The following is a 24,104-nucleotide window of genomic DNA, read 5'->3' on the forward strand; positions in this document are numbered from 1 at the left end:
GCGCTCGGCCGCACGCAGGCAACTCGGCTCCCTGGAGGACTACTTGTCCGCGTGACCCGTTGCGCGTGGGGAACATGATGAACGGCGTCCGGGAGGCTTTCGTGTCCACGACGGGCATCGCATCCCGGCGCCGTAGCGTTGTGCACCGTAAGGCGGGATCTCGTGACGGCGGACCCATGGTGGCGCGATGTGCTGGAGTGCTGCGGCCGATCTGGCAGCCGGTGCCGGTATCGCCGCTGTCGGGGTGGCCTGTGTGGCACAGGTGCGCAGAGTGGGGGATCTCCCGCTGGCCGCACTGCCGTTGCTGCTCGGAGCCCACCAGATCGTCGAGTCGGTGGTCTGGGACTCGAATGGCGGCAGTGGCCCCGCGACGGTCGCCTGGGCCGTGATCGCCCTTCCGCTGCTGGCGGTGTGGGTACCGGTGGGCGTGGTGTGCGCGACGCCGCGGCACGCCCGGCGCCGGTTGGCGCTCCCTCTGGTGGCCGGCCTCGCGACCGCGACGGCACTCGCGTATGCCCTCGTCGCACATCCCGTCACGGCCGAGATCCGCGGCCACACCATGGGTTACGTCGTCGACCTGTCCCACGCGGAATGGCTCGTGGCGGGCTATCTCCTGGCCACCGTCGGCGCGCTGTTGCTCTCCGGCGATCGCGGACTGCTGCTGCTCGGTGTGCTGGTCGCCGTGGGGGCGCTGATCTGCTGGGCGCTGTGGGAGCTGGAGTTCGTCTCGACGTGGTGCGCGTTCGCGGCGGTGTGTTCAGTGGCCCTTTGGTGGTGGGTGCGCGGACGTCGACGGGCGGGGGCGGGCGCGCGTCGGTGATGCGCGGGGGAAGGGGCGACCCACAGGGGTGATGCGCGCGTGCACGGCCCGGAGCACAGCGGTGATGACCGCAAGCGTCGCAGGCGGATGTGAGGAAGGTGTCAGGGTGTGGCAAGCCCCTCTCACCCGCACTCCTCCCGGCCCTGGGCGCTTAGCATCGGCCGCGTGTGCGCATATGTGCTGGTCGCGGAGGACGACGAGAAGCAGGCGGAGCTGATACGCCGCTCACTGCTGAAGGAGGGACACACCGCCACCGTGGTCCACGACGGCGGGGCCGCGCTCGACGAGGCCCGCCGCCACCGGCCGGACCTGGTCGTCCTGGACCTGATGCTCCCCGTCGTCGACGGCTTCGGCGTGTGCCGGGCACTGCGGCAGAGCGACGACATACCCGTTCTCATGCTGACCGCCCGCTCCACCGAGGACGACATACTGCTCGGCCTGGAGCTCGGCGCGGACGACTACATGACCAAGCCATACAGCCCGCGCGAGCTGATGGCCCGCATCCGCACCGTCCTGCGGCGCAGCGGACGCCCTGTCTCCGAACAGCGCGACGATCCGGTCGTCCGAGCCGCCGGAATCGCGGTGGACCCGGCCCGGCACGAGGTGAGATGCGAGGGCTCGCCCGTGGAGTGCACGCCCGCGGAGTACGAGATCCTGCTCGCCATGGTCGCCGAGCCCGAACGGGTGTTCTCCCGTCGGCAGTTGCTGCACCGGACCCGGGGGACCGACCGGGCGTCGACCGAGCGGGCCATCGACGTGCACATCATGAACCTGCGCAAGAAGATCGAGGCGGACCCCCGCAGACCGGTCCGCCTGCTGACGGTCTTCGGCGTGGGATACAAGCTCAGGGGGGACCGGGCGTGAGCCGCCGCATCCCCTTGCGCAAGCGCCTCCTGGTACGGCTGCTGATCACCTCCGTGCTCATCGCCCTGTGTTCCGTGGCGGCGACCGCATGGCTCGCCGTGCAGACCACGACTCGGGCCATCCAGGAGGAGCAGGGCCAAGTGCTCGCCGACGACATGGACATCCTCCGGCAGCTCAGTGGATACGCGGCCACCCATCCCGACTGGTCCGGCGTCGGGAGGACCGTACGCACGCTGTCGGACAGGACCGGCCGGCGCATCGCGCTGACGACCCCCGACCGCACGACGATCGTGGACTCCGCGGCCCGGAAGTCCGCGTTGCCGCCGCGGGCTGCCGCCACGGTCGACCCGCTGCACACCGACACCTTCACGGAGCCCGGAGCGCAGCTCAGCGGCATCGATCCGCGTGCGGTGGGCCCCTACCGGCTGACGGCCACCGAGCGCCTGAGGGTGGCCAAGCTGGCCGTGGTGCGCCAGAAGTGCTTCGCGCGCAACGGAATCGACATGGGCATCACGCAGATGCCCAGCGGCCGTTCCGTCCTCACGAACGCGGACGGGAGCACCGAGTCGGGCGATGTGCCGCTGGAGTGCGCGGACGGGCGGCTCTATTCCGCCACCGCGACGGAGGAGAAGGCCCTGGCGGCACTGACCGACCGCGTCGACGCGTGCCTGATCCGTCATGACATACATCTCGCCTCGCGTACGGGCGTCACGGTCGACATCACGGCCATGACCATGAAGCCCCGGTTCCTGCTGGGAAAGACGCCGAGCGATGAGCGGGGCGCCACGACCGCGACGACGAACGCATGCGTCGACAGCGCACGCCGGGAACAGCTCGCCCCATATGTCGCCCCTGCCACCGAGCTGTTCCTGGGCACGGGGGACAGCGCCGTCCCGCGCTTCGACATGTCGACGGCCAACAAGGCCAAGGTCGTGGGCGTTGCCGGTCTCGTCCTCGCCCTCACCGTGGCCGTGACCGCGCTGGTCGCCACCCGGCTCGTACGCCCGCTGCGCGCGCTGACGCAGGCCGCCCAGCAACCGTTGGAGCAGCACGTCCGCGTTCCCGTCACCACGCAGGACGAGACCGGCATCCTGGCCGTGGCGTTCAACGAGCTGACGGAGCGCCGCGAACGGATGGAGGCGCAGCGCAAGGCGATGGTCAGCGATATCGCCCATGAACTGCGCACGCCGCTCACCAACATCCGCGGCTGGCTGGAAGTGGCCCGCGACGGCATCGTCGACCCCGACCCGGAACTGCTCGCCTCCCTGCACGAGGAGGCGGTCGTCCTCCAGCGTGTCATCGACGACCTCCAGGACCTCGCGGCCGCCGACGCGGGCGCTCTCAGGCTGCACCGCGAGGAGGTCCGCGCCGACGAACTGCTCGAACAGGTCGCCGCGGCACACCGCGTCGGGGCGGAGGCGGCGGGCATCCGCCTGCTCACGTCGGCGGACGGCACGCCGTGGCTCGACGCGGACCCGGTACGGATGCGGCAGGCGCTCGGCAACCTGGTGTCCAACGCGATACGCCACACCCCGGCCGACGGCACGATCACCCTGTCCGTCCGCGGCCGGGACGCTCAGGTGGTCTTCGAGGTGGCCGACACCGGTACCGGTATCGCCCCGGACGACCTGCCCAGCGTCTTCGACCGGTTCTGGCGGGCCGAGAAGTCCCGCAGCCGGCGCACCGGCGGCAGCGGCCTGGGCCTGCCCATCGTCCGCCAACTGGTCGCCGCCCACGGCGGAACCGTCACGGTGACCAGCGAACCCGGTGTCGGCTCGGTCTTCACGCTGCGGCTACCCTGCACGACGGCTCCCGTCTCTCGTGCCGTCGAGGCCGACTGACCCGAGACCGGCGTATTCCCGCCGTCCGTGGTGGCGCCGGTACCAGGACCAGCGGTCCTGCTCACAGGAGGGATCTGGTTGCCCCGGCTCCCTCGGCGCAAGGTGTAGGCATGAACACCACTCCCAAGCAGCCGGAAGCCAGGAGCCGCGTCACACCTCTGAGGGCCCTCCTGGGAGGCACGTACGTCCCGCGCCGTGGCGGCACGCGACCGATTCACCGGAATACGTTGTCCGAGTCCTCCCAGATCGAGGGCTCACTGGTCGAGTGCTCCCGCGGGACCCGCGACGACGTCTGATACATCGCCTCGATCTCGGCGGCGAACCGCCGGACGATGGCGTCCCGGCGCAGCTTCATCGAGGGCGTCAGCAGTCCATTGGCCAGATCGAAGAGCTCCGGGAGCACCCGGAACACCCGGATGGATTCCGAACGGGACACGGTGCTGTTGGCCGCGGCGACCGCGCGTCTTACTTCCTCCCGCAATTCGTTCTCCTCGCGCGCGTCCCGGACCGGGGTTTCACCCTTGGCCCGGGCCGCGCGCCAGTGCGCGACGAATTCGGGATCCAGAGTGATGAGGGCCCCTACGCACGGGCGGTCGTCACCCACCACCACGGCTTGGTGGATGAGCGGGTGGACACGCAGACGCTCCTCAAGAGCCGCGGGAGCCACGCTCTTTCCGCCGCTCGTGATGATGATGTCCTTCTTGCGGCCGGTGATGGTCAGATATCCCTCGGAGTCCAGCCGCCCGATGTCGCCCGTGGCCAGCCAGCCGTCCAGGAACGACGCCTGAGTGGCCGGTGCGTCATTGATGTATCCCTGGAACACCGAGGGCCCCGACACGAAAATCTCCCCGTCGTCGGCCACATGAATGTCCGTACCCGGCAGCGCGCGTCCGACCGTTCCGAACTTCTCGCGTCCCACAGGCTGCGCGGTAATACCTCCGCTGGTCTCCGTCAGTCCGTAGCCGTCGTGCACGGGGATCCCGATTCCGGCGTAGAAGAGGGCGAGTTCACGATTCAGCGGCGAGCCGCCCGACACGGCGCCGCACACCCTTCCGCCCAGCGCGCCACGCAGCTTCTTGTACACCGTCTTCTCGTACAGGGAGTGCTGCAGCCGCAGATCGAAGCCGGGACCCGAGCCTCTGCCCAGCCGATGACGTTCTTCGGCCAGGGCGAAATCCTGCGCGGTGCGGACGGCGCGCTCGAACAGCGCGCCACGGCCCGTCTGCTGGGCCGTTCGCAGGAAGGTCTTGTAGATCTTCTCGAAGACGAAGGGAACGGCGTACAGGTAGGTCGGCCGGAAGGACAACATGGCCGCCGAGAGCGCCTCGTCACGCAGGTCGGGTTCGTGTCCCATCAGGATGCCGCCCCGCAGACAGAGCCCCTGGATCATCAGGCCGTACACGTGGGAGAAAGGGAGAAACGCGAGGATGGCCGGCTGTTCTCCCGGCGGAGCCGCCATGTGTCTCCAGCCTGCGAGCAGCGTGTCGCAGGGGCTCGCCAGGCTGCGATGCGTCAGGGCGCAGCCCCGGGGCGATCCCGTCGTGCCGGACGTGTAGGCGATGACCGCGGTCGAGTCGGGCAGCACGATCCGGCGGAGTGAGTCGACCGTCGTCGCCGGAATCGCCCGGCCCCGCTCGACGAGGCGCGCCAGCGCTCCGGTGTCCAACTGCCAGACGTGGCGCAGGAACGGGAGCGCGGCGCACGCGGAGCCGACCGTCATGACGCCCTGTTCGTCCTCGACGACCACGGCGACGCAGTGCGCGTCCTTCAGAATCCACGCGACCTGCTCGTGCGCGGAGGTCGGATAGATCGGAACGATCTCGGCGCCCACCGACCAGAGCGCATAGCAGAGCACGGTCCACTCGTAGCGCGTACGCGCCATGATGGCCACCCGGTCACCGGGGCGGATGCCGGACGTGACCAGCCCGCGCGCCAGATCGACCACCTCCTCCCACAGCTCGGCGGCGGTCACCTGCGTCCAAGCCATGGTGGAGGCGTCGGGGCGGCGCGCGATCTGCGGAAGGTCGGGTGTGTGGCGGGCGGCGTCGAAAAGACTGTCGGCGAGTCCCCCCTGCATCAGTGCGGTAGCCGGTGGAGAAAGTTCGGACTGGTGCATTCGCCGCTCCGGAATTCTCCTCAACGTGGCTGCACCCAGAGCCGCCGGTGTCGAGGATTCCCGAATGTAGCCCACACCGGCGACGGCCGTACACGATTCCCGGGCAGCTGGCCCACCGCTCGGATTCCGTTTCACGAACTGTTGCTTTCGCCAGGCGGCCCGGCCGGATCAGCGGGGCTCACGGCGGCGCCGGCTCGTCGGCGAATTCGGTCCTCCGGCGGGCGGAGATCCGTCGGCTGATGATGTCCGCGACACCGGACGGGGGCCCCAACTGCCCTGTGAAGCAGAGGGCTTGAGGCCCGCCGCCGTCGCCCGGGCATCACTCGGACAGCCGGCGAACCGCTTTGAGCAGGCGCCGCACGCCCACCACATGCCCGCCGGTCCCGATCACGAGCCGTCGATAGAGGCCGCCGGCCAGGCCGGGAAAGGCGGCCCGGGTCTCCGCCCGCAACCGCGATCGGCCCGGACCGACCTGTTCGAGGCGGAAGATCAGGGCGTAGGACGAGAAACGATGGCTCCCCTTGAGGACCAGCTCTCGTCCCGGGACCGCGGCCGCCACCCGAAAACCGGGAATCGTGGAGCCCTCGGCAAGGGGTCTCGGACCGGACGCCACGCAGTCGGTGGCACCGACCAGCCTCGCGTAGCCGATGGCACCAGGGCGCGAGAAGGATCGATCCAGCGTTTCGCCCAGGCTGTGCCAGACATCGTCGGTCCCCGCCGCGATGACCGTCGCGTGCTCATCGACGTACGGCAACGAAGCGATCTGCATCAAAGCCTCCGGGACGTCCGACGGCGGTCGGCGAACGCGCCTTGGGTGTCGTCGAGTTCGCGTCGAAGGGACGACCGCGTTCGACGTTCGACACGCCGCTCCCATCCACGAGCCCGTTCGACAGGCCGCGCCCACCCGATGATGCCACTGCCACTCCGTACGCCAGGCGACCCGGGTCAGGCACCGCGGCTCGATCGATTCCGCTCGACGAGCCCCCTGCGGCGACGTCTTGGAACGGGAGCCGCTTCCACGCATCGCGAAAGATCCCTGGTTCACCCTTTCGAGGGAAGGCCTCGGGCTGACAGACTCCGGAGGTGCCCGACTTCGACATGCTCGTCATCGGATCCGGCCCGGGCGGCCAGAAGGCCGCCATCGCCGCGGCCAAGCTCGGCCGTCGGGTCGCCGTCATCGACCGCCCCGACATGGTCGGCGGGGTCTCCATCCATACCGGGACCATCCCTTCAAAGACCCTGCGTGAGGCGGTCCTGTATCTCACGGGTCTCAGCCAACGGGATCTGTACGGCCAGAGTTACCGCCTCAAGGAGGACATCACCGTCGCCGATCTGACCGCGCGCACCGAGCACGTGGTCAGCCGCGAGGTCGATGTCATCCGCAGCCAGCTGTCACGCAATCACGTCTCCCTCTTCGCGGGCACCGGCCGCTTCGTGGACGATCACACGATCGCCCTGCGCGAAGTGAACGGCGATGAACGGCAGTTGAGCGCCGAGCACATCGTCATCGCCACCGGCACCCGGCCGGCCAGGCCCGCGACCGTCGAGTTCGACGGGCGGACGATCATGGACTCGGACAACGTACTGAACCTGGAGCAGGTGCCGCGCTCCATGGTCATCGTCGGGGCCGGTGTGATCGGCATGGAGTACGCCTCCATGTTCGCCGCCCTCGGCAGCAAGATCACGGTGGTCGAGAAGCGCCCCGGGATGCTCGACTTCTGTGACGTCGAAGTGATCGAGTCGCTGAAGTACCACCTGCGGGATCTGGCCGTCACCTTCCGGTTCGGAGAGACCGTCGCCGCGGTCGAGCGACATCCCCGAGGCACCCTCACCGTCCTGGAGAGCGGCAAGAAGATCCCCGCGGACGCCGTGATGTACTCGGCGGGCCGACAGGGTCTCACCGACGAACTCGACCTGGACAAGGCGGGCCTGTCCGCCGACCGGCGTGGCCGCATCACGGTCGACGAGCACTTCCGCACCGAGGTGCCGCACATCTACGCCGTCGGCGACGTCATCGGTTTCCCCGCACTGGCGGCGACGTCGATGGAGCAGGGTCGTACGGCGGCGTACCACGCCTGCGGCGAGCCGGTGAACCGGATGCACGACCTGCAGCCGATCGGCATCTACACCATCCCCGAGATCAGCTTCATCGGGCGGACCGAGGACCAGCTCACCGAAGACTGTGTGCCGTTCGAGGTCGGCATCTCCCGCTATCGCGAACTGGCCAGGGGGCAGATCATCGGCGACTCGCACGGCATGCTCAAGCTGCTGGTCTCCCCTGAGGACCGCAAGCTGCTCGGCGTCCACTGCTTCGGCACCGGTGCGACCGAACTCATCCACATCGGCCAGTCCGTCATGGGCTGCGGGGGCACGGTCGACTACCTGGTCGACGCGGTGTTCAACTACCCGACGCTCGCTGAGTCCTACAAGGTCGCCGCCCTGGACGCGACCAACAAGATCCGCCAAATCGATCGTCTCAGGGACTGACCACCACGCCGCGGGGCACAGGAGGGGCCGGGAATGTGGCCGCCGCTGTCGCATGCGCCTGACCACGCTGAAGGCGAGCGAGCAGATCACGCAGCCCGCCATCACCCAGCTCGTCAGCCGACTGGAACGCGATGGGCTGGTGGAGCGGCGCCCGGATCCCGAAGACGGCCGCGCGGTACTCGTGCAGGTGACCCCGGCCGGTGCCCAGGTCGTCCGCACCCGCTGGCAGGACCGCGTCCGCCGGTTCTCGCAGCTGCTCGAAGCCCTGACCCCCGAGGAACGGCGCGCCATCGGCGCCGCGCTGCCCGCGCTGGCACGAATGGCCGCGCTCATGGACACCGAGCGCTGACCGGCAGCGCGGCCTTCTCCCGACCCGGAAGGAATCCTCATGGCAGCCACAGCGCGTTTCCCGCTGGAGCCCGTGCCCATCCACGTGCCCGACGCCGTCCTCGACGACCTCAAGACGCGGCTGCGGCTCACGAGGTGGGCCGACGACGCGGGCAACGAGGACTGGTCCTACGGCGTCAGCCGTCGCTACCTCCAGGAGCTCGCCGACCACTGGCTCCATCACTACGACTGGCGCAAGGCCGAAGCCGCGATCAACACCTACGAGCACTACAAGGTGAACGTCCAAGGCGTTCCGGTCCACTTCATGCGCAGGCCGGGCGTCGGCCCCGACCCCACGCCGCTCATCCTCACGCACGGCTGGCCCTGGACGTTCTGGCACTGGTCCAAGGTCGTCGACCCGCTCGCCGACCCCGCCGCGTTCGGCGGCGACCCGGCCGACGCCTTCGACGTCATCGTCCCGTCCCTGCCCGGCTTCGGCTTCTCCACCCCGCTGCCGGACCACCCCGACATGAACTTCTGGAAGGTCGCCGACCTCTGGCACACCCTGATGACCAGCACGCTCGGCCATCAGAAATACGCCGCCGGCGGATGCGACGTCGGCGCCCTCGTCACCGGCCAACTCGGCCACAAGTACGCCGACGAACTGCACGGCATCCACATCGGTTCCGGACTGAAGCTCACCTTCTTCAACGGCGACCGGGCCTGGGACCTCAGCGGCGGGCGACCGATTCCCGAAGGCCTGCCCGAGCCCGTACGCCGGCAACTGGTGGCCTTCGAGCGGCGCTTCGCGGTCCATCTGGCCGCCCACGTCCTCGCCCCGAGCACCCTCGCCCACGGGCTCTCCGACTCACCGGTCGGGCTGCTCGCCTGGATCCTGGAACGCTGGGCGAGCTGGAGCGACGATCACGGCGATGTGGAGAACGTCTTCTCCAAGGACGACCTCCTCACCCACGCGATGATCTTCTGGGTGAACAACGCCATCGGAACCTCGATGCGCTACTACGCCAACGCCAACCGCTATCCCTGGACTCCCTCCCACGACCGCCGCCCGGTCGTCGAGGCACCCACCGGCATCACTTTCGTCGGCTACGAGAACCCACCCGGCGTCACCACCACCGAACAGCGACTGCAGAACTGGCTCGCCAGTGACCGCGCCGACTGGTACAACCACGTCAACCTCACCGCCCACGACAGCGGCGGCCACTTCATCCCATGGGAAACCCCGGACGCCTGGATCGACGACCTGCGGCGCACCTTTCACAGCCGACGCCACATCACACCGCCGCACGGCGAAACGAGACAGGGCACGGAGGATGACTGACATCACCACGGGCGAGTGGTGGGAACTGCTGCCGGCCCGCGTCCGGGAACGGGTCGACCGTTACGTCCTCCAGGACGCCCGATTTCAAGCGGTCCGCGTCGTCTTCGAAGCCGGCCGCTCCCGCGGTCTGGGGCTCAACGACGCCCAACTCGTCGTCCACGACCGATACCTCCACCACGGCGACAGGATCGCCCGCACCCCCGACGGCCCCCTCGACGTGGACTCCCTGGCCGCCCGTGCGGCCGACGCCGCCGGCCGCGTCGTGGCGATCGAGACCGTTTGGGACGGCGACACCGTTCACGACTGGTTCGTGGACCTCGTGGCCGTCACCGCCGATCCCGCGGCGGAACAACCGCTGGCGACCATCTACCGGAGCGCGGCCGTCCGGTACTTGGGTGACGAGGACCCAGGCCCGCTCCACCCGTCAGCGGTCGCGGCCGAAAGGACGGGCAGAGCTCTGGCCGCCCATCTCTCGGTCCCGTTCCATTTCGCGAGCCCGCACACGCCCGACGATGAAGCGCCCCGCCGGCGGCCTTGAGCGACAGCAGCGTTCAGGCAGCCGGTCGCCAGCCGAGTGCCGGGCCGAGCCGGGTGGCGATGTCGGTGAGGATCTGGACGTAGTCGGCGTGGTCGAAGGTGAAGGGAAGGGCGAACGCGACCTCGTCGATCTCCCGGAACGCCACGTGGGAGTAGAGCTGTTCGGCGATCCGGTCCGAGGTTCCGACGAGATCGGGCGCGAACATCATGCGCGCCGGCCCCTGCGGCGTAGCGGTCCGCGGGAGCCGCTTGCGGGCGTAGTCCTCGTACTTCGCCCGTTGCCCGGGCGAGGCACTGTCCGTGGGGATCACGACGAGCCCCTGGGAAACGCGGGCGCGATCGCCGTCGGGATGGTGGGCGCGGAAGGTCCGTACATGGGAGAGCTGGACCTCGGCGAAGTCCTCGGACTCCTCCGCCTTCACGACGCTGCTGGTCAAGAAGTTCATGCCGTGCTCCCCGGCCCACTGCGCCGACCGCAGGCTTCCGCCGCCGTACCACATGCGGCGGCCCAGACCGGGGGAGTGCGGCTGGACGCGGTCGGAGAACACCTCGAAGCCCTCGATCCCGCTGAAGTCGGTGGCGGCTTTGCCGCGTACGAAGTCCAGCAGCCGTTCCACGCGGTCGTAGCCGAAGTCCTCGGCGTCGGCGGTGTCGGGATACAGGGCGTGTTTGACCTGCTCGTAGTGCATCGGTGGGCCGACGCTGACACCCGGATTGAGGCGGCCCGAGGACAGGACGTCGACGGTGGCCAGGTCTTCGGCGAGCCGCAGCGGGTTCTCCCAGCCGACCGGTATGACCGCGGTGCCCAGTTCGATACGGCTGGTGCGCTGGGAGGCCGCCGCCAGGACGGCGACCGGGGACGAGATGCCGTACTGGAGATGACGGTGGCGCACCCACGCGCTGTCGAACCCCAGCCGTTCACCCAACTCGATGATCTCGAGTGTCGATTCGTGGCCACGGCCGGGGTTGTCCTGGTCGAACAGCCCAATGGTCAGGAATCCCAGCTTCCGCAAGGGGTTCGAGGGCAGTGGCACAGGCTCCTCCGTCGTCCGCGGCACGTTCTGCCGAACACCAGCGCTGATTGAATTGTCGCAGGCGATCACCCGGCGTCGCACCGGGACAGCCTTCCGGCGGCCGGGCGGCGACCGTACGGCGGTGCGATCCGGTGGCGAGACCGTCGCCGCATGGCTGATGTTCGGTCGGCCACCTCCTCGTTTCTCGTGCTCGGCGTCATCGACAAGTTGGGTGAGGCCACCGCGTACGACGTGAAGGCGGAGGCGGCTCGTACGGTGGCGCCGTTTTAGTCGGTGCCGCATGCGCAGGTGTACGCGCACTGCGACCGTCTGCTGGAGGCGGGACTGCTGTCGCAGGTGCGCCGGGAGAGCGGCCGCAACCGCCGCGTGCCGGCGCTGACGGAGCAGGGCAGGGCGCCCCAGCGAAGAGCGGCCGTGGCCTGCCCCGGGCGGAGCTGCTCGCCCGCCGGCCGGCGGACGCGCCCACCGCGTCGCGCACCTTCCGCGGCGAGGTGATCGCCCACGCCACCGAGGTCAGGGCTTGGTGCTGGGCGTGGCGCGTCGGGCGCCGGCCTCAGCAGGCGCGCCGGGCCGGCCGTGCGCCCGCGGTCAGTGCCCGGTCCGCTTGCGGAGCTCGGCGGCGGCCTTGTCGGTCATCTTGTGTGCCTTGGCACGCAGCTGCTCCCCGCGGCCGGCCCGCTGCATGGACGTGTCGCCTATGGCCTTGCCGAGGGTCTCCTTCATCTTGCCCCTGATCTGCTGCACCTTCGGGTTGCTCTTGGCCATCAGAATCGCCATCCTCTCGACGACGCCAGGGAACGCGGCCCGTCCAGGACCGATTCGTCTTTGTTTCACGGTGCGCCCGTCCGCGGGGCGCGGCAACCGGCACGGCCATCCGGAGCACCTCGGCGTCGGCATTTTCGGCCTGGACCGCCCGTGGGGCGCGCGGCGTCCGGAAGCGCATCGACCGGCCGCGGGAACGGGCTCCGGCTCACAGTGGACCATCCGGAAAGACGCCGACCGGGCCCTTCACGCGGGGCCCGGTCGGCACAGGGTGAGGCGGACCTACGAAGCGTCGCGCACCTTTCCGGTGAGCACCGGCCCGTCGTGCGGTTCACCGGAGTCGTCGTAGACGATCTCCTGAAGGCGCACCGCCTCCTCCGGCTCGGTCAGGGCGTCCGCGACGGTGGGGATGATCACCTCGGCGCTCGACCGGCCGGCGGGGACGGTGGCGTAGAGGGAGAGTCCTTGCACCGCGGACAGTGGCCGCGACGGCTGCGGCGACTCACCGGAGTTCTCCAGCAGCCACTGGGGGTCGACATCCGTGGTGGACAGTTCGGCGCCGCCCGTGACCGGCAGGACGCTGAAAGAGGCCTGGATGTCCGTGTCGGCCACCGCGGAGAGGGACACCCGCCAGCTCAGATTCCGGCCCTCGGTGACCTGGTCGGCGACCGGCGTCACCTTGATGGTGGGCATCGGGTCGTCGTTTCGCACGGTGACGCCGCCGCGATGGGCGCCGACCACCGCGCCGTGGACCGCCTTCACGAAGACGTCGTGCGAGACGTCGTATCCGAAACGGGTATTGCCCCGCACCTGGACCGGTACGTCGACGCTCTGATTCCCGGGCCGCACCGTCACCTCACGCGCCGTGGCCTCGTCCGACGCCGGATCGGCGACGAACAGGCGGACGGTGCCGCTGCCGTGCCCGGAGACCCGCACCGGCACGTGGTAGGTGCGGACTCCGGAGTCGCCCTCCTTGACCGTCAGCCGGCCGATGTCGACGCGGGGCAGCACGGCGGGCCGGACCGTCGCCATGCCGGGGCGCCAGGCCCAGGCGTCCATCAGCCAGGCCTGTCCGGACCGGCTGTGCGGGGTCAGCTCCAGGGCCGTCACGCGGTGCAGGTCGAGTCCGGCGCGGGCGGCGGCGGCCAGCGGGACGCGGACCTCCTGCCCCCAGAAGGAGGCGGTGCGCTCGGTTCCGGGCAGACCGTCCAGGTGGACGCGCCCCAGGGTGGCCCGGCGGCCGGAAGCGTCGGCGAGGGTCACGTCGAGCCGGGTGTCCTTGCTGTTCGGCGGCACGATCACGCGCAGCGCCAGAGCCTCGGCGCCGTCGACGGAGACGGCCCGCGTCGGCCGTACGCGCACCGCGGAGCCGGGAGCCGTCCAGCGCAGCGCGACGGCGCGCCGGCCCGGCTCCTTCGAGGTCTCCCACTGGGCGAAGTGCGGCGAGGTGCCTCGCGCGTCGGAGCTCAGGCAGGCCGCGGCCGCGTCGGTGTCCACCTCCGCGCACAGCCGGCCGCCGTCCACCGCGACGGAGCCGTCCGGCAGGAACGCCGGCGTCCGGCGTGCGCCGACCGCATGGGTGAGCACCCGGGCGGGGTCGGCCGAGGGCGCGCGCCGGTTCGAGCCGTCCAGCAGCGGACGCACCCGGTCGTCGCCCGCGACGAACAGCCGCGCCGCGGCGGCGATGTACGTGGCACCGGCGGCCTGCTGCTGATGGGCCGTCAGTCTGGTCGCAGTGCCCGGCGAGCACACCCGGTCCGGCTGGTCCCCGGCCCAGAAGTCGTCCTCGGCCGGCGCCTGGGCCTGTCCCGGAGTCCACTCGCTGTTGAAGAAGTTGTGGTTGGCACCGACCACGTACACCGCGCTGTGCAGGGCGGCGCCGCGGCTCACACCGCGCGTGCCGTCCACGTACATCTCGCCCTGCAGATCGGACACGTCGCCGTCGCAGCCGGGCAGGATCGTCACCGACGGTACGTCGGGGGTCGGGTTCTGCCCGAAGATGGTCGGGCCGATGAGGACGGTGCCGCGGATGTGCCAGCGCACCGGACCCCGGTAGCCGTCCTGGTCGGCCGGAGGGGAGTACAGGCTGTCCATGGCGGCCCGGTTCACGCCTTCGCCGCCCCGCGAGTGGCCGACGAGCAGGACGCGCGACAGATCGGCCGGAGCCGAGGTCCGTACGATCCGGGGCGCCGAGGACGGGTGCGCCGCCCAGTCCGCCCAGCGGGCCAAGTGCTGCCGCACCAGCGACGATCGAGCCTGTGCGCCGCCGTCCTCCGCGGCGTAGTCCTGACCGTTGATGCCGTTGGCGGAGATGGACACGGTCACATATCCCTGCGAGGCCAGCAGTTTCTGGTCGCGCAGATAGCCCCGGTGACTGGGGATCGGCTTCGAACCCGTGGGGCAGGGCCACTCGCCTGTCACGTCATCGCCGTGGCCCGTGAAGCAGGTGGCGTGACGGCCGTGCAGGAACAGTGCGAGCGGGCGGTGCCCCGGGGCGTCGGTGGGCGCGACCACGACCGCGCGCATCTCCACGGGTGCGGAAAACCCGGGCAGCCGCACCGAGTTGAGCGTGTACTCGCCGGTGACCGTCCGATACGAACCCGGTGTTCCGGGGTCAACCGCGTTGGCCGGCAGCGGGGTTGGCGGCTGGGCCGTGACCCCCGGTCGTCGGCTGGGCCGGTCCTTGTCGGCTGCTGCCGCGTCCAGACGGCGTTGACCGGTCACGGCCCGAAGGCCGGACAACTCCCCGAGCCGTGCGCCGCGCAGCGCGAGCCGGAACGTACGGCCGTCGTGCCCGCCGGCCGGCCGGCCCAGGAAACGGTCGCCGGCGTAGAACTCGACGCCGGAGTCAGTCACGGGCACCGGATCGTCCGAACGCCAGACCAGTTGTCTCGCCGCCCCCTCTCCGGTGATCTGCCAGCCCGCCGGAAGCTCTCCGCCGGAATCCGCGACCGGCGCGGACGGTGCCGCTCCTGCTGGCACCGGCTGGGCATGGGCCAATCCTGGCGATCCCGCGACCACCGCGAATAACGCAGCGGCGGCGATACCTATTCGCCGGACTCGGATCAAGGTTCTTCTCCTTCGGTCGGCATGCTCCCCGTGCGCCCCGGAGACATCCCGGAGCACTCCCCGTCCCACGAGGACGGCAGCCGGGCCCGAGGGGTTGCCTGACGTCACACGCGTATCGCCGCTTCAACTGCCGCGGGGTCACTGCTTGCCGGCGGGCGCCCGCGGCGGCAAGGAGGTACGACGCGGCAGCCGGCCTCCGGGTGGAAAATCCGATGCGGCGCCCGCGCGGGATTCCCTACACTCGCCACGAACCGCGCGCCGCAACGACATAGCGGCGCGCGCCATGACGAGTGAGGGGAGCCGGGCCGTGCGTGACCGCACCGCTGTCGTCGTTCCCCCGTCGCGCTACGAGGTGATCCTCGTGTCTTCGTACGCCCGGTGCCGGCTGCGCGGCCGGAACCGGACGCCCGTGACGAACTCCTGACCTCTGCCTGCTCGGTATCGCGTCGGCCGTATGCGCGCCTCGCGATGCCGTGCGCCGCCCAAGAGGTCTCACCGCAGCCTGAACACAGGCTTTTCGTCCCGGAATTGCGCTGCCCGTTCCGTATCACCCGAAAGGCCATGGGCCGTGCGTACCGACCTGCACCGTCACCTCACCAGTCCGCCGACCGCCGTCCGCAACCTGGGCATCCTCGCCCACGTCGACGCCGGCAAGACCACCGTCACCGAGCGGATCCTGTACCTCACCGGGACCACCCACAAGCGTGGTGAGGTCCACGACGGCACCACCGTCACAGACTTCGACCCCCAGGAGCGCGATCGTGGAATCACCATCTTCGCCGCGGCCGTGAGCTGCGCCTGGGACGGCCATCGGATCAACCTGATCGACACGCCGGGCCATGTCGACTTCTCCGACGAGGTGGAGCGCTCGTTGCGAGTCCTCGACGGTGCGATCGCGGTGTTCGACGCCGTGGCCGGCGTCGAGCCGCAGAGCGAGTCGGTGTGGCGTCGGGCCGACCGGCACGGCGTGCCGAGGATCGCCTTCGTCAACAAGCTGGACCGCGCCGGTGCCGACCTCGACACCGCGGTCGAGTCGATTCGGGAGCGGCTCCATCCGGCCCCACTGGTCGTCCAGTTGCCGATCGGCACCGAAGACGGCTTCACCGGGGTGGTGGATCTGCTGCGTATGCGGTCGTCGGTCTGGGCGGACGGCAGCGACACGGTCGAGGAGGGCCCGGTGCCGGAAGCCCTGCAAGAAGAAGCGCACCGGCGGCGCAGGCTGCTGGAGGAGGCGGTGGCGGAACTCCACCCGGTCGCACTGGAGGAGTTCTGCGCCCGGTCGACGGTCTCCGCGGCGACGCTGGTCTCCGCGCTGCGCGACCTGACCCGTACCGGTGAGGGCGTGGTGGTGCTGTGTGGCTCGGCCTACCGCAACCGCGGGATCGAGCCGCTGCTGGAGGCTGTCGTGGCCTACCTGCCCTCGCCGCTCGACGTGCCGGCCGTACGCGGCACCGGGAGCGGCGCGGCGCAGGAACGGCTCGCCGACTCGGAGGCACCGTTCGCGGGGCTGGTGTTCAAGGTGAACGCGACCGCTACCGGGCGGCTGACGTACGTGCGGGTGTACTCGGGAACGATCGACAAGGGAGAGGCGGTGTTGGACGTGGGCGCGCGGCGCACGGAGCGCATCAGCCGGATTCTGCGGGTCCAGGCCGACCGGTACGCGGAGCTGGACCGGGCGGTGGCCGGTGACATCGTCGCGCTGGTCGGCCCGAAGTCCGCCCGTGCCGGGGCGACCCTGTGCGCACCCGAGGCTCCCTTGCTGCTCGAACCACCGGTCGTCGCCGATCCGGTCGTCTCCGTGGCCGTCGAGGCCCGCAGGAGCATCGATACCGACCGTCTGGTGTCGGCATTGGCACGTCTGCGAGAGGAGGATCCTTCGCTGACGGTCCGGACGGATCCCGAGACCGGTCAGACGGTGCTGTCGGGGATGGGCGAGCTGCACTTGGAGGTGGCGGTCGAGAAGATCCGGCGCGCCCAGGGGCTGGAGGTCGCCGTCGGTCGGCCGCGGGTGGCCTACCGGGAGACGGTGACGCGAGGGGTGTCGGGGCTGGTGTACCGGCACGTCAAGCAGGACGGGGGCGCCGGTCAGTTCGCCCATGTCGTCCTCGATGTGGAGCCGCTGGAGGCCGACCCGAGCGGTGTCGAGGGGAGCGCGACGGGCTTCGAGTTCCGCTCGAGCGTCGTCGGTGGCCGGGTGCCGCAGGAGTACGTCCGCGCGGTGGAGGCCGGTTGCCGGGACGCGCTCGCCGAGGGACCGCTCGGCGGTCACCCGGTGACCGGGCTGCGCGTCACGCTGACCGATGGGGCGACCCATCCGAAGGACTCCTCGGAGATGGCGTTCCGCACGGCCGGCCGACTCGGGCTCCGCGCGGCGCTGCGCGCTGGCGCGATGGAGCTCCTGGAACCGGTTGTCGAGGTCACCGTCACGGTGCCCGACGACGCCGTGGGCGCAGTGCTCGGCGATCTGGCGGCACGGCACGGCCGGATCTCGGGCTCGCTCACGCGAGCGGGCGCGGCGGTGATCACGGCCACCGTGCCACTGGCTGAACTGTTCGGCTACGCCACGCGGTTGCGCAGCCGGACTCAGGGCCGGGGAGTCTTCACGACCCGCCCCACCGGCTACGCTCCGGCACCGTCCAGGGCAGCCCACGGGACGGCCTCCGGATAGCCCCGAGGACGACCCGAGTCCCATGGCCGGCCCCGCCCGAACCCGGGCGGGGCCGGTCCGGCAGCATCATGCCCGTGTTCCGGGGCCGGCCCGCGGACGTGGGTGGCGACCGCGCCGACCTGCCTCGCGAAGACCGTCGGGGGTGGCCACCCGTTCAAGCCGGCGCTCTCGCTGGACAATGGCGCGACCTGGCCAACGAGGACATCGTCGAGCTCACACGGCACAAGACCCCGACGGCCCATCTCAACGGGCTTTTGCACCACCTGCCGCCCGGCCCGACGCGGGATCATCTTCGCAGGCGGGTGGAGATCCGCCCGTTCCTGTCCTGACGGAGTGTCAGGCGCTGAACCAGCCGTGCCTCGGGATTACTTGGACCGTGGTCTGAGGCTGTCCGCGACCCGCTGGAACGTCTTCGTCAGCGGGTGCGGTGAGTGCCCGTCGTGCTGACGGGACTCTTCGCGTGCGGGGGAATCCGTACCCTGGAATTCCTTGATCTCGGCCAACGCGGCGTGGGCGAGGTCGGCCGCCTCGCGATACCGGTCGCGCGACTGGGTCATGGCGTCGAGCGCTTCGGCGTAGGCACTCACGAGCGCGCGTGCGTGGGCGAGTTCTTCCTCGAGGGTCAGCAGATGCCAGTTCTGCCGGAGAGCGGTGAAGGCTTCTTCCGCTGCTTCCGGCAGCGGCCAGGGCAGCGCGGCGTAGCGTTCGACCTTGTCCAGGAGTTCCCTCGGCTCCGAGCCGTCGAGGAACACGCTGCGCACGGTGAAGTCCTGCTCCTCGTACCCCGGTCGGGCAGGAGTGCCGGGCAGAATCACGGCGCCGCCCCGGGGCACCCGGACGCCCAGGTCGTACAGCGCCCAGTTGACGGCCTGGAGTTGCTCAGGTGCGGCGCGGTGTTCCACGACGCGGTGCCGCAGCGCGGGCGGCAACAGGCGCGCCAGCGGCAGGCGGCCACACTGGTCGGGAGTCATCGCCTCGTGGACGACGACGTTGATGCTCCAGCTGTGCAGCGCGGCGTCCTTGAGCAGCCGCCGGAGGGCCTTGTCGTCCTTCGGCAGCGGGTTGATGTCCTGAAGACGGAGGCCGGCGACGATGTCGTGGTCCCAGGGAATCTCGCTCTTCTCGGGCCAGAACATGGTCGCGGGGGAGGGCCACGCGGGGTTCCAGGGCCGCTCCGCCTCGGCTGCCAGAGTCCAGCGCCGCTCTGCGTCCACGCGGTCGCGCCCATCGGTGGCGAGCCGGGCCCGCACCGTGACGGCATCGTCGACGAGCCACCGGGCCTCGAAGACGTGGCCGTCGGCTTCTGTGGAGTTCTCCGTCTCCAGGAAGTCGTGGATCGTCTCGTCGGCCTTGAGCTTGCGCAGGTTCTCCCGCAGGGCCTCTTGCGGGGCGGGCCCGGCGTGGCGGCCGCCGGCCAGCCAGAGGGTTTCGGGGGCCGTGGTGTGGACTGTGCGGGACTTCGACATGGGTCACTTTGCATCTGAGGGCGGCGACGTGCGTGTCCCAGTATGGTCAGTGCGGCTCACAGGCCTGGAGTCGAGGTCAGCAGAGATCACGGACCTCCGCTCTCGGGTGACTATGGGAGGCTTTGTCCCATAGTCCATGGCAGATTTGTAGTCCATGGCGGATTTGTTCCATGTCCATGGATGACCGGGCCGGGGGTCCGTCCCCTTGAGCCTCCAGCGTCCGCCCCCGTGGTCCTACCGGGATCCCTGAGCGGCGGCGGGCGAGGAATCCCATCATTCTGGACACAGATGCGATCACGTCGCCCACATCGGGGAAGTCGAATCCCATGAGCGAATCAGAGCTTTCGCCGGAAGGCCGGCCCGTGGACCTGTACCTCGACCTGCTCCGCCTCCGTATGGCCCCCGCGGACTTCGCGTTGCTGCGCCGCATGGTCGACCCCGTACTCAAAGCGATCCAGGAGCAGCGCGCGGGGCCGATCGAGCTGAGCCTGGAAGGCGCGGAGGCGGACAGCGTCTCGCAGGAGGTACGCGACGAGGCGTCCCTCGTCGTCGCGGTCGCCGTCACGGGGCGCCTGGACAACCAGATCGTCGAAATCGAGACCGAGGAGACCGGGCCCGTCAGGGTCGTCACGGATTCGGGCACCGCGGCCGATCCCGCCCGGTGCCAGGAGATCGCCGATTTCATCGGTGAACGGCACCGCCAGGACGAGGAGCTGCGCGGCATCGCGGAAGTGAGTGGCCTGCCCACCGATGTCTGACGCCCGCCGCGTTACCGGGTCGGGCAGTCGGGGAACGCCGCCGTCGCGGCGCAACACACACCCATGGGTGGGCGGATGTCCGCCTCCGGACCATTGGCCACAACTGCCCTAAAGGGTGATATTTCGCTTCTCATGCGGTTATTTCTAGATCGTCCTATCCTGATGTCTGGAGGACTCGGGCACTCAACGGCCGGTCCTGAGCCGGCGGGAAAGCGGGCTTCCATGGCTGAGCGACTCAAAAGGCTGGGGATCATCGGCGAGGTGTCAGCCGAATTCCTCGGCACCATGATTCTCATCCTCTTCGGTGTCGGCGTGGTGGCCCAAGTGGTCGCCGGTGGAGCGCTCACAACACCGCCCGGTGGCCTCGGTAACCACGACAGCATCGCCTGGGCGTGGGGCATCGGTGTCACCATGGGCGTCTACGTCGCCGCACGGCTGAGCGGTGCGCATCTCAATCCCGCGGTGACCGTCGCCCTGGCCACGTTCAAGGGGTTCCCGTGGCGCAAGGTGGTGCCCTACGTGCTGGCCCAGACGGCCGGCGCCTTCGTGGCGGCTCTCATCGTGCGCTGGAACTACACCGAGGCGCTGGCGAAGGCGGACCCCGGACACACCCTCAAGACGCAGTTCGTGTTCTCGACGCTCCCTGCCAACGGCAATACGAACCTGCCGGTCCACGAGTGGGGCGCGTTTCGTGACCAGGTCATCGGCACGGCCATTCTGCTGCTGCTGATCCTGGCGATCACGGACCTGCTCAACACGCCACCCGGCGCCAACTTGGCCCCGTTCATCATCGGTCTGGTCGTCGTGGGGATCGGCATGGCATGGGGCACCCTCGCGGGCTACGCGATCAACCCGGCACGTGACTTCGGTCCCCGGCTGGCCAGTTTCATCACGGGGTACGGCGGAGCATGGCGAGATCAGTACGGGAACCTCTACTACTGGGTGCCGATCGTCGGTCCGCTGATCGGTGGTGTGCTCGGCGCCGGCGTGTACAAGGCCTTCATCGGCCGGTTCCTGCCCACGGCAGAGCCTGAGCCCCCCGGACGTGTCCCGCCCCCCGAGGGCTGACACCCACCAGAGAGGCAACACGCCATGGCGGACTTCGTGGGCGCGGTGGACCAAGGGACCACCAGCTCTCGTTTCATGATCTTCGACCACGCCGGCAACGAGGTGGCGAAGCACCAGCTTGAGCATGCCCAGATCCTGCCGCGCTCCGGATGGGTCGAGCACGACCCGGTGGAGATCTGGGAGCGCACCAACTCCGTGATGCAGAACGCTCTGCGGCACGGGAACCTGTCGCCGCAGGACCTGGCGGCGATCGGCATCACCAATCAGCGTGAGACCACCGTTGTCTGGGATCCTCGCAACGGCCGTCCCTACTACAACGCCATCGTCTGGCAGGACACGCGCACCGACTCCATCGCCGCGGCCCTGGAACGCTCGGGCCAGGGCGACGTCATCCGCCGCAAGGCGGGGCTGCCGCCGGCGACGTACTTCTCCGGCGGCAAGATCCAGTGGATCCTGGAGAACGTCGACGGCGTCCGCGAGGCGGCGGAGCAGGGACACGCCCTCTTCGGCAACACGGACTGCTGGGTCCTGTGGAACCTGACCGGCGGCCCCCACGGCGGTATCCACGCCACCGATGTGACCAACGCCAGCCGCACCATGCTGATGGACCTGGAAACCCTTGACTGGGACGACGAGTTGCTGGGCTTCTTCAACATCCCACGGCAGATGCTGCCCACCATCAACCCCTCGTCCCACCCGGAGGCGTACGGGGTGACGCGCACCACCCGGCCACTGCAGGCCGCCATCCCCATCGCCGGGGTGCTCGGCGACCAGCAGGCGGCCACCGTCGGACAGGTCTGCTACGCGCCCGGCGAAGCCAAGAACACTTACGGCACCGGCAACTTCCTGGTGCTCAACACCGGCACCGAGCTGGTCCGTTCGCAGCACGGCCTGCTCACCACCGTGGCCTACCAGTTCGGCGACAGCCCGGCGATCTACGCCCTGGAGGGCTCCATCGCGGTCACCGGGTCCGCGGTGCAGTGGCTGCGCGACCAGATGAAGATCATCAAGAATGCGGCCGACAGTGAGACCCTGGCCCGCACCGTCGAGGACAACGGCGGCGTGTACTTCGTCCCCGCGTTCTCGGGCCTGTTCGCCCCGTACTGGCGCTCCGACGCCCGCGGCGCGATCGTCGGCCTCGCCCGGTACAACGACAGCGGCCACCTGGCCCGGGCGACCCTGGAAGCCATCTGCTACCAGAGCCGCGACGTCGTCGAGGCCATGGAACAGGACTCCGGAGTCCATCTCGACGTGCTCAAGGTCGACGGTGGCGTGACCGCCAACGACCTGTGCATGCAGATCCAGGCCGACGTCCTCGGCGTTCCCGTCAGCCGCCCGGTCGTGGCCGAGACCACCGCGCTCGGCGCCGCCTACGCGGCGGGCCTGGCCACCGGCTTCTGGCAGGACACCGACGAACTGCGCACCCACTGGCAGGAGTCCAAGCGCTGGGAGCCCCAGTGGTCGGAGGACCAGCGTGCGGAGGGCTACGCGGCCTGGAAGAAGGCGGTGGAGCGCACGCTCGACTGGGCCACGGTCGAATAGAGCCACGGTCGTGCAGCCGGGTCGAAGGTCGTCATCCGATCTGCGCGTTCTGTGGGTCGGGGGATCAGCGTTCCGTGGGCTGGGAGGGGCTTCTGGGGGCCCGGTGGTGGCCGTCGACGGGACGGGTGAAGTGCGGCCGGTGGAGGTGGTGGGAGGCGGTGCGTTCGATGATCAGGAGGGCGGCGTCGTCGGCGGGTCGGTCGCCGACGTGGGCGAGCAGGTCGTCGTGGATGTGGTGCAGCAGCGTGTCGGGCCCGGAGGTGGAGAAGGACGCGACCCGCTCGGCGAGAGGGTAGAAGGCACCTGCCGGTGAGCGGGCTTCGATGACGCCATCGGTGTACAGCAGCAGGATGTCGCCGGTCTCGAAGGCGAACGAGTCCGGGCGGTGGCTTGAGGCCGGCAGTGCGCACATGCCCAGCGGGGGCACGGGGTGGCGGGCCTGCAGGGCCGTGACCTCGTGATCGTGCAGTAGCAGGGGCGGCGGATGGCCGCAGTTGATCAACTCGATTTGTGAGCCGTCGTCGTCGGGGATGTCGAGTACGAGCGCGGTGATGAAGTGTTCCCCGGGGTCGTTCTTGGTATCGGCCACGTCCTCCAGATCGCGGCACACGCTCACCTCCAGCGCCGCCGTGAGCTCGGGCAACGTGGCGTACCGATAGGCGCCTTCTCGGAACGCGCCCAGCAGGACCGATGCCTCACCGATGGAGGCCAGGCCCTTGCCGCGGACGTCCCCGATGATCACCCGGGTGGAGTCATCTTCGGCGCGGGCGACCGCGAAGAGGTCGCCTCCGATCTGGGTTTCGTCCTCGGCGGCCAGATACAGCCAGGCCACGCGCAACGGCCCGATCCGGCGGGGTGGCGGCCGCAGCAGAACCCGCTGCGCCGTCTCGGCGACCGATCGCGCGCGGCTCAGCTCCCGAGCACGCCGCTCCTGCACATGGCAGACGAAAACCACCAGTGACGAGAGCACACACAGAGCGATGATCTGGGCGATGTGGTTGGTCGTCGTCAGCCCGCCGTGGAGCACCGCGATGAATACCTGGGCAGCCACCGCCAGAGCCCCCACCGCAGCGGTCAGCCACGGCCCGGCGAAGGAGGCAGTGAGCGCGGGGGCGATGACCAGCAACGGCCCGAGATGGACAGTGGTCGGGGAGTGGATGTCCACCACGGTGATCACTACGATCAGCGCGAGCGGGATCGTCACCAGCCCGCGGCCCGACGACTGCTCCACGAGGCGGTCCACTGACACACGCCGGACGCCCACGTCTCCCATTTTGCCCCGGGTACCCGGGGCACCGCTCCCCGGCATTACGCGATGGCGTGGCCGGGGTGGTGGGGGGCGAGGGGGGAACGGCAGGCGGAATCGCGTATCCGTCGTCAGGCGACTTGCCCGCGGTGCGCGT

General features: G+C 69.9%; 18 protein-coding genes. 11 read left to right on the forward strand and 7 right to left on the reverse strand.

What is annotated here, in order from left to right:
• The first annotated feature begins 187 nt into the window (after window positions 1-187).
• From ACZ4RZ_RS20275 to ACZ4RZ_RS20285, 3 genes are all read left to right on the forward strand, one after another.
• Entirely contained in the window at window positions 188-820 is a 633-nt protein-coding gene (locus ACZ4RZ_RS20275) for a DUF6629 family protein (protein WP_467746300.1), read from the forward strand.
• A gap of 165 nt (window positions 821-985) precedes the next feature.
• Entirely contained in the window at window positions 986-1,684 is a 699-nt protein-coding gene (locus ACZ4RZ_RS20280) for a response regulator transcription factor (protein ID WP_467746301.1), read from the forward strand.
• The gene (locus ACZ4RZ_RS20285; RefSeq protein ID WP_467746303.1) at window positions 1,681-3,525 is read left to right on the forward strand and encodes a sensor histidine kinase; all 1,845 of its coding nucleotides are present in this window, start codon (window positions 1,681-1,683) and stop codon (window positions 3,523-3,525) included. Before ACZ4RZ_RS20280 ends, ACZ4RZ_RS20285 begins: the two co-directional genes overlap by 4 nt.
• Before the next feature lie 214 nt (window positions 3,526-3,739).
• Here the strand turns inward: ACZ4RZ_RS20285 and ACZ4RZ_RS20290 are convergent, their stop codons facing one another.
• Together ACZ4RZ_RS20290 and ACZ4RZ_RS20295 are read right to left on the reverse strand one after the other, a co-directional pair.
• The gene (locus tag ACZ4RZ_RS20290) at window positions 3,740-5,641 is read right to left on the reverse strand and encodes an AMP-dependent synthetase/ligase (RefSeq protein ID WP_467746305.1); all 1,902 of its coding nucleotides are present in this window, start codon (window positions 5,639-5,641) and stop codon (window positions 3,740-3,742) included.
• 319 nt (window positions 5,642-5,960) lie between these two features.
• Entirely contained in the window at window positions 5,961-6,410 is a 450-nt protein-coding gene (locus tag ACZ4RZ_RS20295) for a hypothetical protein (RefSeq protein WP_467746306.1), read from the reverse strand.
• Between the two features lie 314 nt (window positions 6,411-6,724).
• Between ACZ4RZ_RS20295 and sthA the strand changes: the two genes are divergently transcribed.
• Genes sthA through ACZ4RZ_RS20315 form a run of 4 tightly spaced genes read left to right on the forward strand, consistent with a single transcriptional unit; the run spans window position 6,725 to window position 10,335 of the window.
• A complete protein-coding gene (sthA, locus tag ACZ4RZ_RS20300; RefSeq protein ID WP_467746308.1) occupies window positions 6,725-8,128 on the forward strand; it encodes a Si-specific NAD(P)(+) transhydrogenase in 1,404 nt (467 codons plus the stop codon).
• A 52-nt stretch (window positions 8,129-8,180) separates the two neighbouring features.
• Window positions 8,181-8,477: a MarR family winged helix-turn-helix transcriptional regulator gene (locus tag ACZ4RZ_RS20305; RefSeq protein WP_467746309.1), complete on the forward strand. Its 297-nt coding sequence runs from the start codon at window positions 8,181-8,183 to the stop codon at window positions 8,475-8,477.
• A 39-nt stretch (window positions 8,478-8,516) separates the two neighbouring features.
• A complete protein-coding gene (locus ACZ4RZ_RS20310) occupies window positions 8,517-9,797 on the forward strand; it encodes an epoxide hydrolase family protein (RefSeq protein ID WP_467746311.1) in 1,281 nt (426 codons plus the stop codon).
• Window positions 9,790-10,335, forward strand: a complete 546-nt coding sequence (locus ACZ4RZ_RS20315; protein WP_467746312.1) for a hypothetical protein — start codon at window positions 9,790-9,792, stop codon at window positions 10,333-10,335. The genes ACZ4RZ_RS20310 and ACZ4RZ_RS20315 overlap by 8 nt, the downstream gene beginning before the upstream one ends.
• 13 nt (window positions 10,336-10,348) lie before the next feature.
• Here ACZ4RZ_RS20315 and ACZ4RZ_RS20320 read toward each other — a convergent pair whose 3' ends face one another.
• The 3 genes from ACZ4RZ_RS20320 to ACZ4RZ_RS20330 form a co-directional block, all read right to left on the reverse strand.
• Complete coding sequence (locus ACZ4RZ_RS20320) at window positions 10,349-11,368, reverse strand: LLM class flavin-dependent oxidoreductase (RefSeq protein ID WP_467746314.1); 1,020 nt, start codon at window positions 11,366-11,368, stop codon at window positions 10,349-10,351.
• Between the two features lie 588 nt (window positions 11,369-11,956).
• Window positions 11,957-12,133: a CsbD family protein gene (locus ACZ4RZ_RS20325; protein WP_467746315.1), complete on the reverse strand. Its 177-nt coding sequence runs from the start codon at window positions 12,131-12,133 to the stop codon at window positions 11,957-11,959.
• A 279-nt stretch (window positions 12,134-12,412) separates the two neighbouring features.
• Window positions 12,413-15,199 carry an alpha/beta hydrolase family protein gene (locus ACZ4RZ_RS20330; RefSeq protein ID WP_467746316.1) on the reverse strand — a complete coding sequence of 929 codons (2,787 nt, stop codon included), beginning with the start codon at window positions 15,197-15,199 and terminating at the stop codon, window positions 12,413-12,415.
• Between the two features lie 568 nt (window positions 15,200-15,767).
• Here ACZ4RZ_RS20330 and fusA point away from each other — a divergent pair.
• The gene (gene fusA / locus ACZ4RZ_RS20335; protein WP_467746317.1) at window positions 15,768-17,867 is read left to right on the forward strand and encodes an elongation factor G; all 2,100 of its coding nucleotides are present in this window, start codon (window positions 15,768-15,770) and stop codon (window positions 17,865-17,867) included.
• A gap of 365 nt (window positions 17,868-18,232) precedes the next feature.
• On the opposite strand, the gene ACZ4RZ_RS20340 is transcribed toward fusA, so the two are convergent.
• Complete coding sequence (locus tag ACZ4RZ_RS20340; RefSeq protein ID WP_467746319.1) at window positions 18,233-19,333, reverse strand: hypothetical protein; 1,101 nt, start codon at window positions 19,331-19,333, stop codon at window positions 18,233-18,235.
• 326 nt (window positions 19,334-19,659) lie between these two features.
• Here ACZ4RZ_RS20340 and ACZ4RZ_RS20345 point away from each other — a divergent pair, with 326 nt between their 5' ends.
• The 3 genes from ACZ4RZ_RS20345 (at window position 19,660) to glpK (ending at window position 22,701) form a co-directional block, all read left to right on the forward strand.
• On the forward strand, window positions 19,660-20,091 hold the full coding sequence (locus ACZ4RZ_RS20345; RefSeq protein WP_467746321.1) for a hypothetical protein: 432 nt from the start codon (window positions 19,660-19,662) through the stop codon (window positions 20,089-20,091).
• 222 nt (window positions 20,092-20,313) lie between these two features.
• Window positions 20,314-21,159 (forward strand): MIP/aquaporin family protein, encoded by an 846-nt coding sequence (locus ACZ4RZ_RS20350; RefSeq protein ID WP_467746323.1) that lies wholly within the window; start codon window positions 20,314-20,316, stop codon window positions 21,157-21,159.
• Window positions 21,160-21,183: 24 nt separating this feature from the next.
• A complete protein-coding gene (gene glpK / locus ACZ4RZ_RS20355) occupies window positions 21,184-22,701 on the forward strand; it encodes a glycerol kinase GlpK (protein ID WP_467746325.1) in 1,518 nt (505 codons plus the stop codon).
• 64 nt (window positions 22,702-22,765) lie between these two features.
• On the opposite strand, the gene ACZ4RZ_RS20360 is transcribed toward glpK, so the two are convergent.
• Complete coding sequence (locus ACZ4RZ_RS20360; RefSeq protein ID WP_467746326.1) at window positions 22,766-23,974, reverse strand: PP2C family protein-serine/threonine phosphatase; 1,209 nt, start codon at window positions 23,972-23,974, stop codon at window positions 22,766-22,768.
• Between the last annotated feature and the right edge of the window lie 130 nt (window positions 23,975-24,104).

The sequence above is a fragment of the Streptomyces sp. NPDC027189 genome (assembly GCF_055566975.1).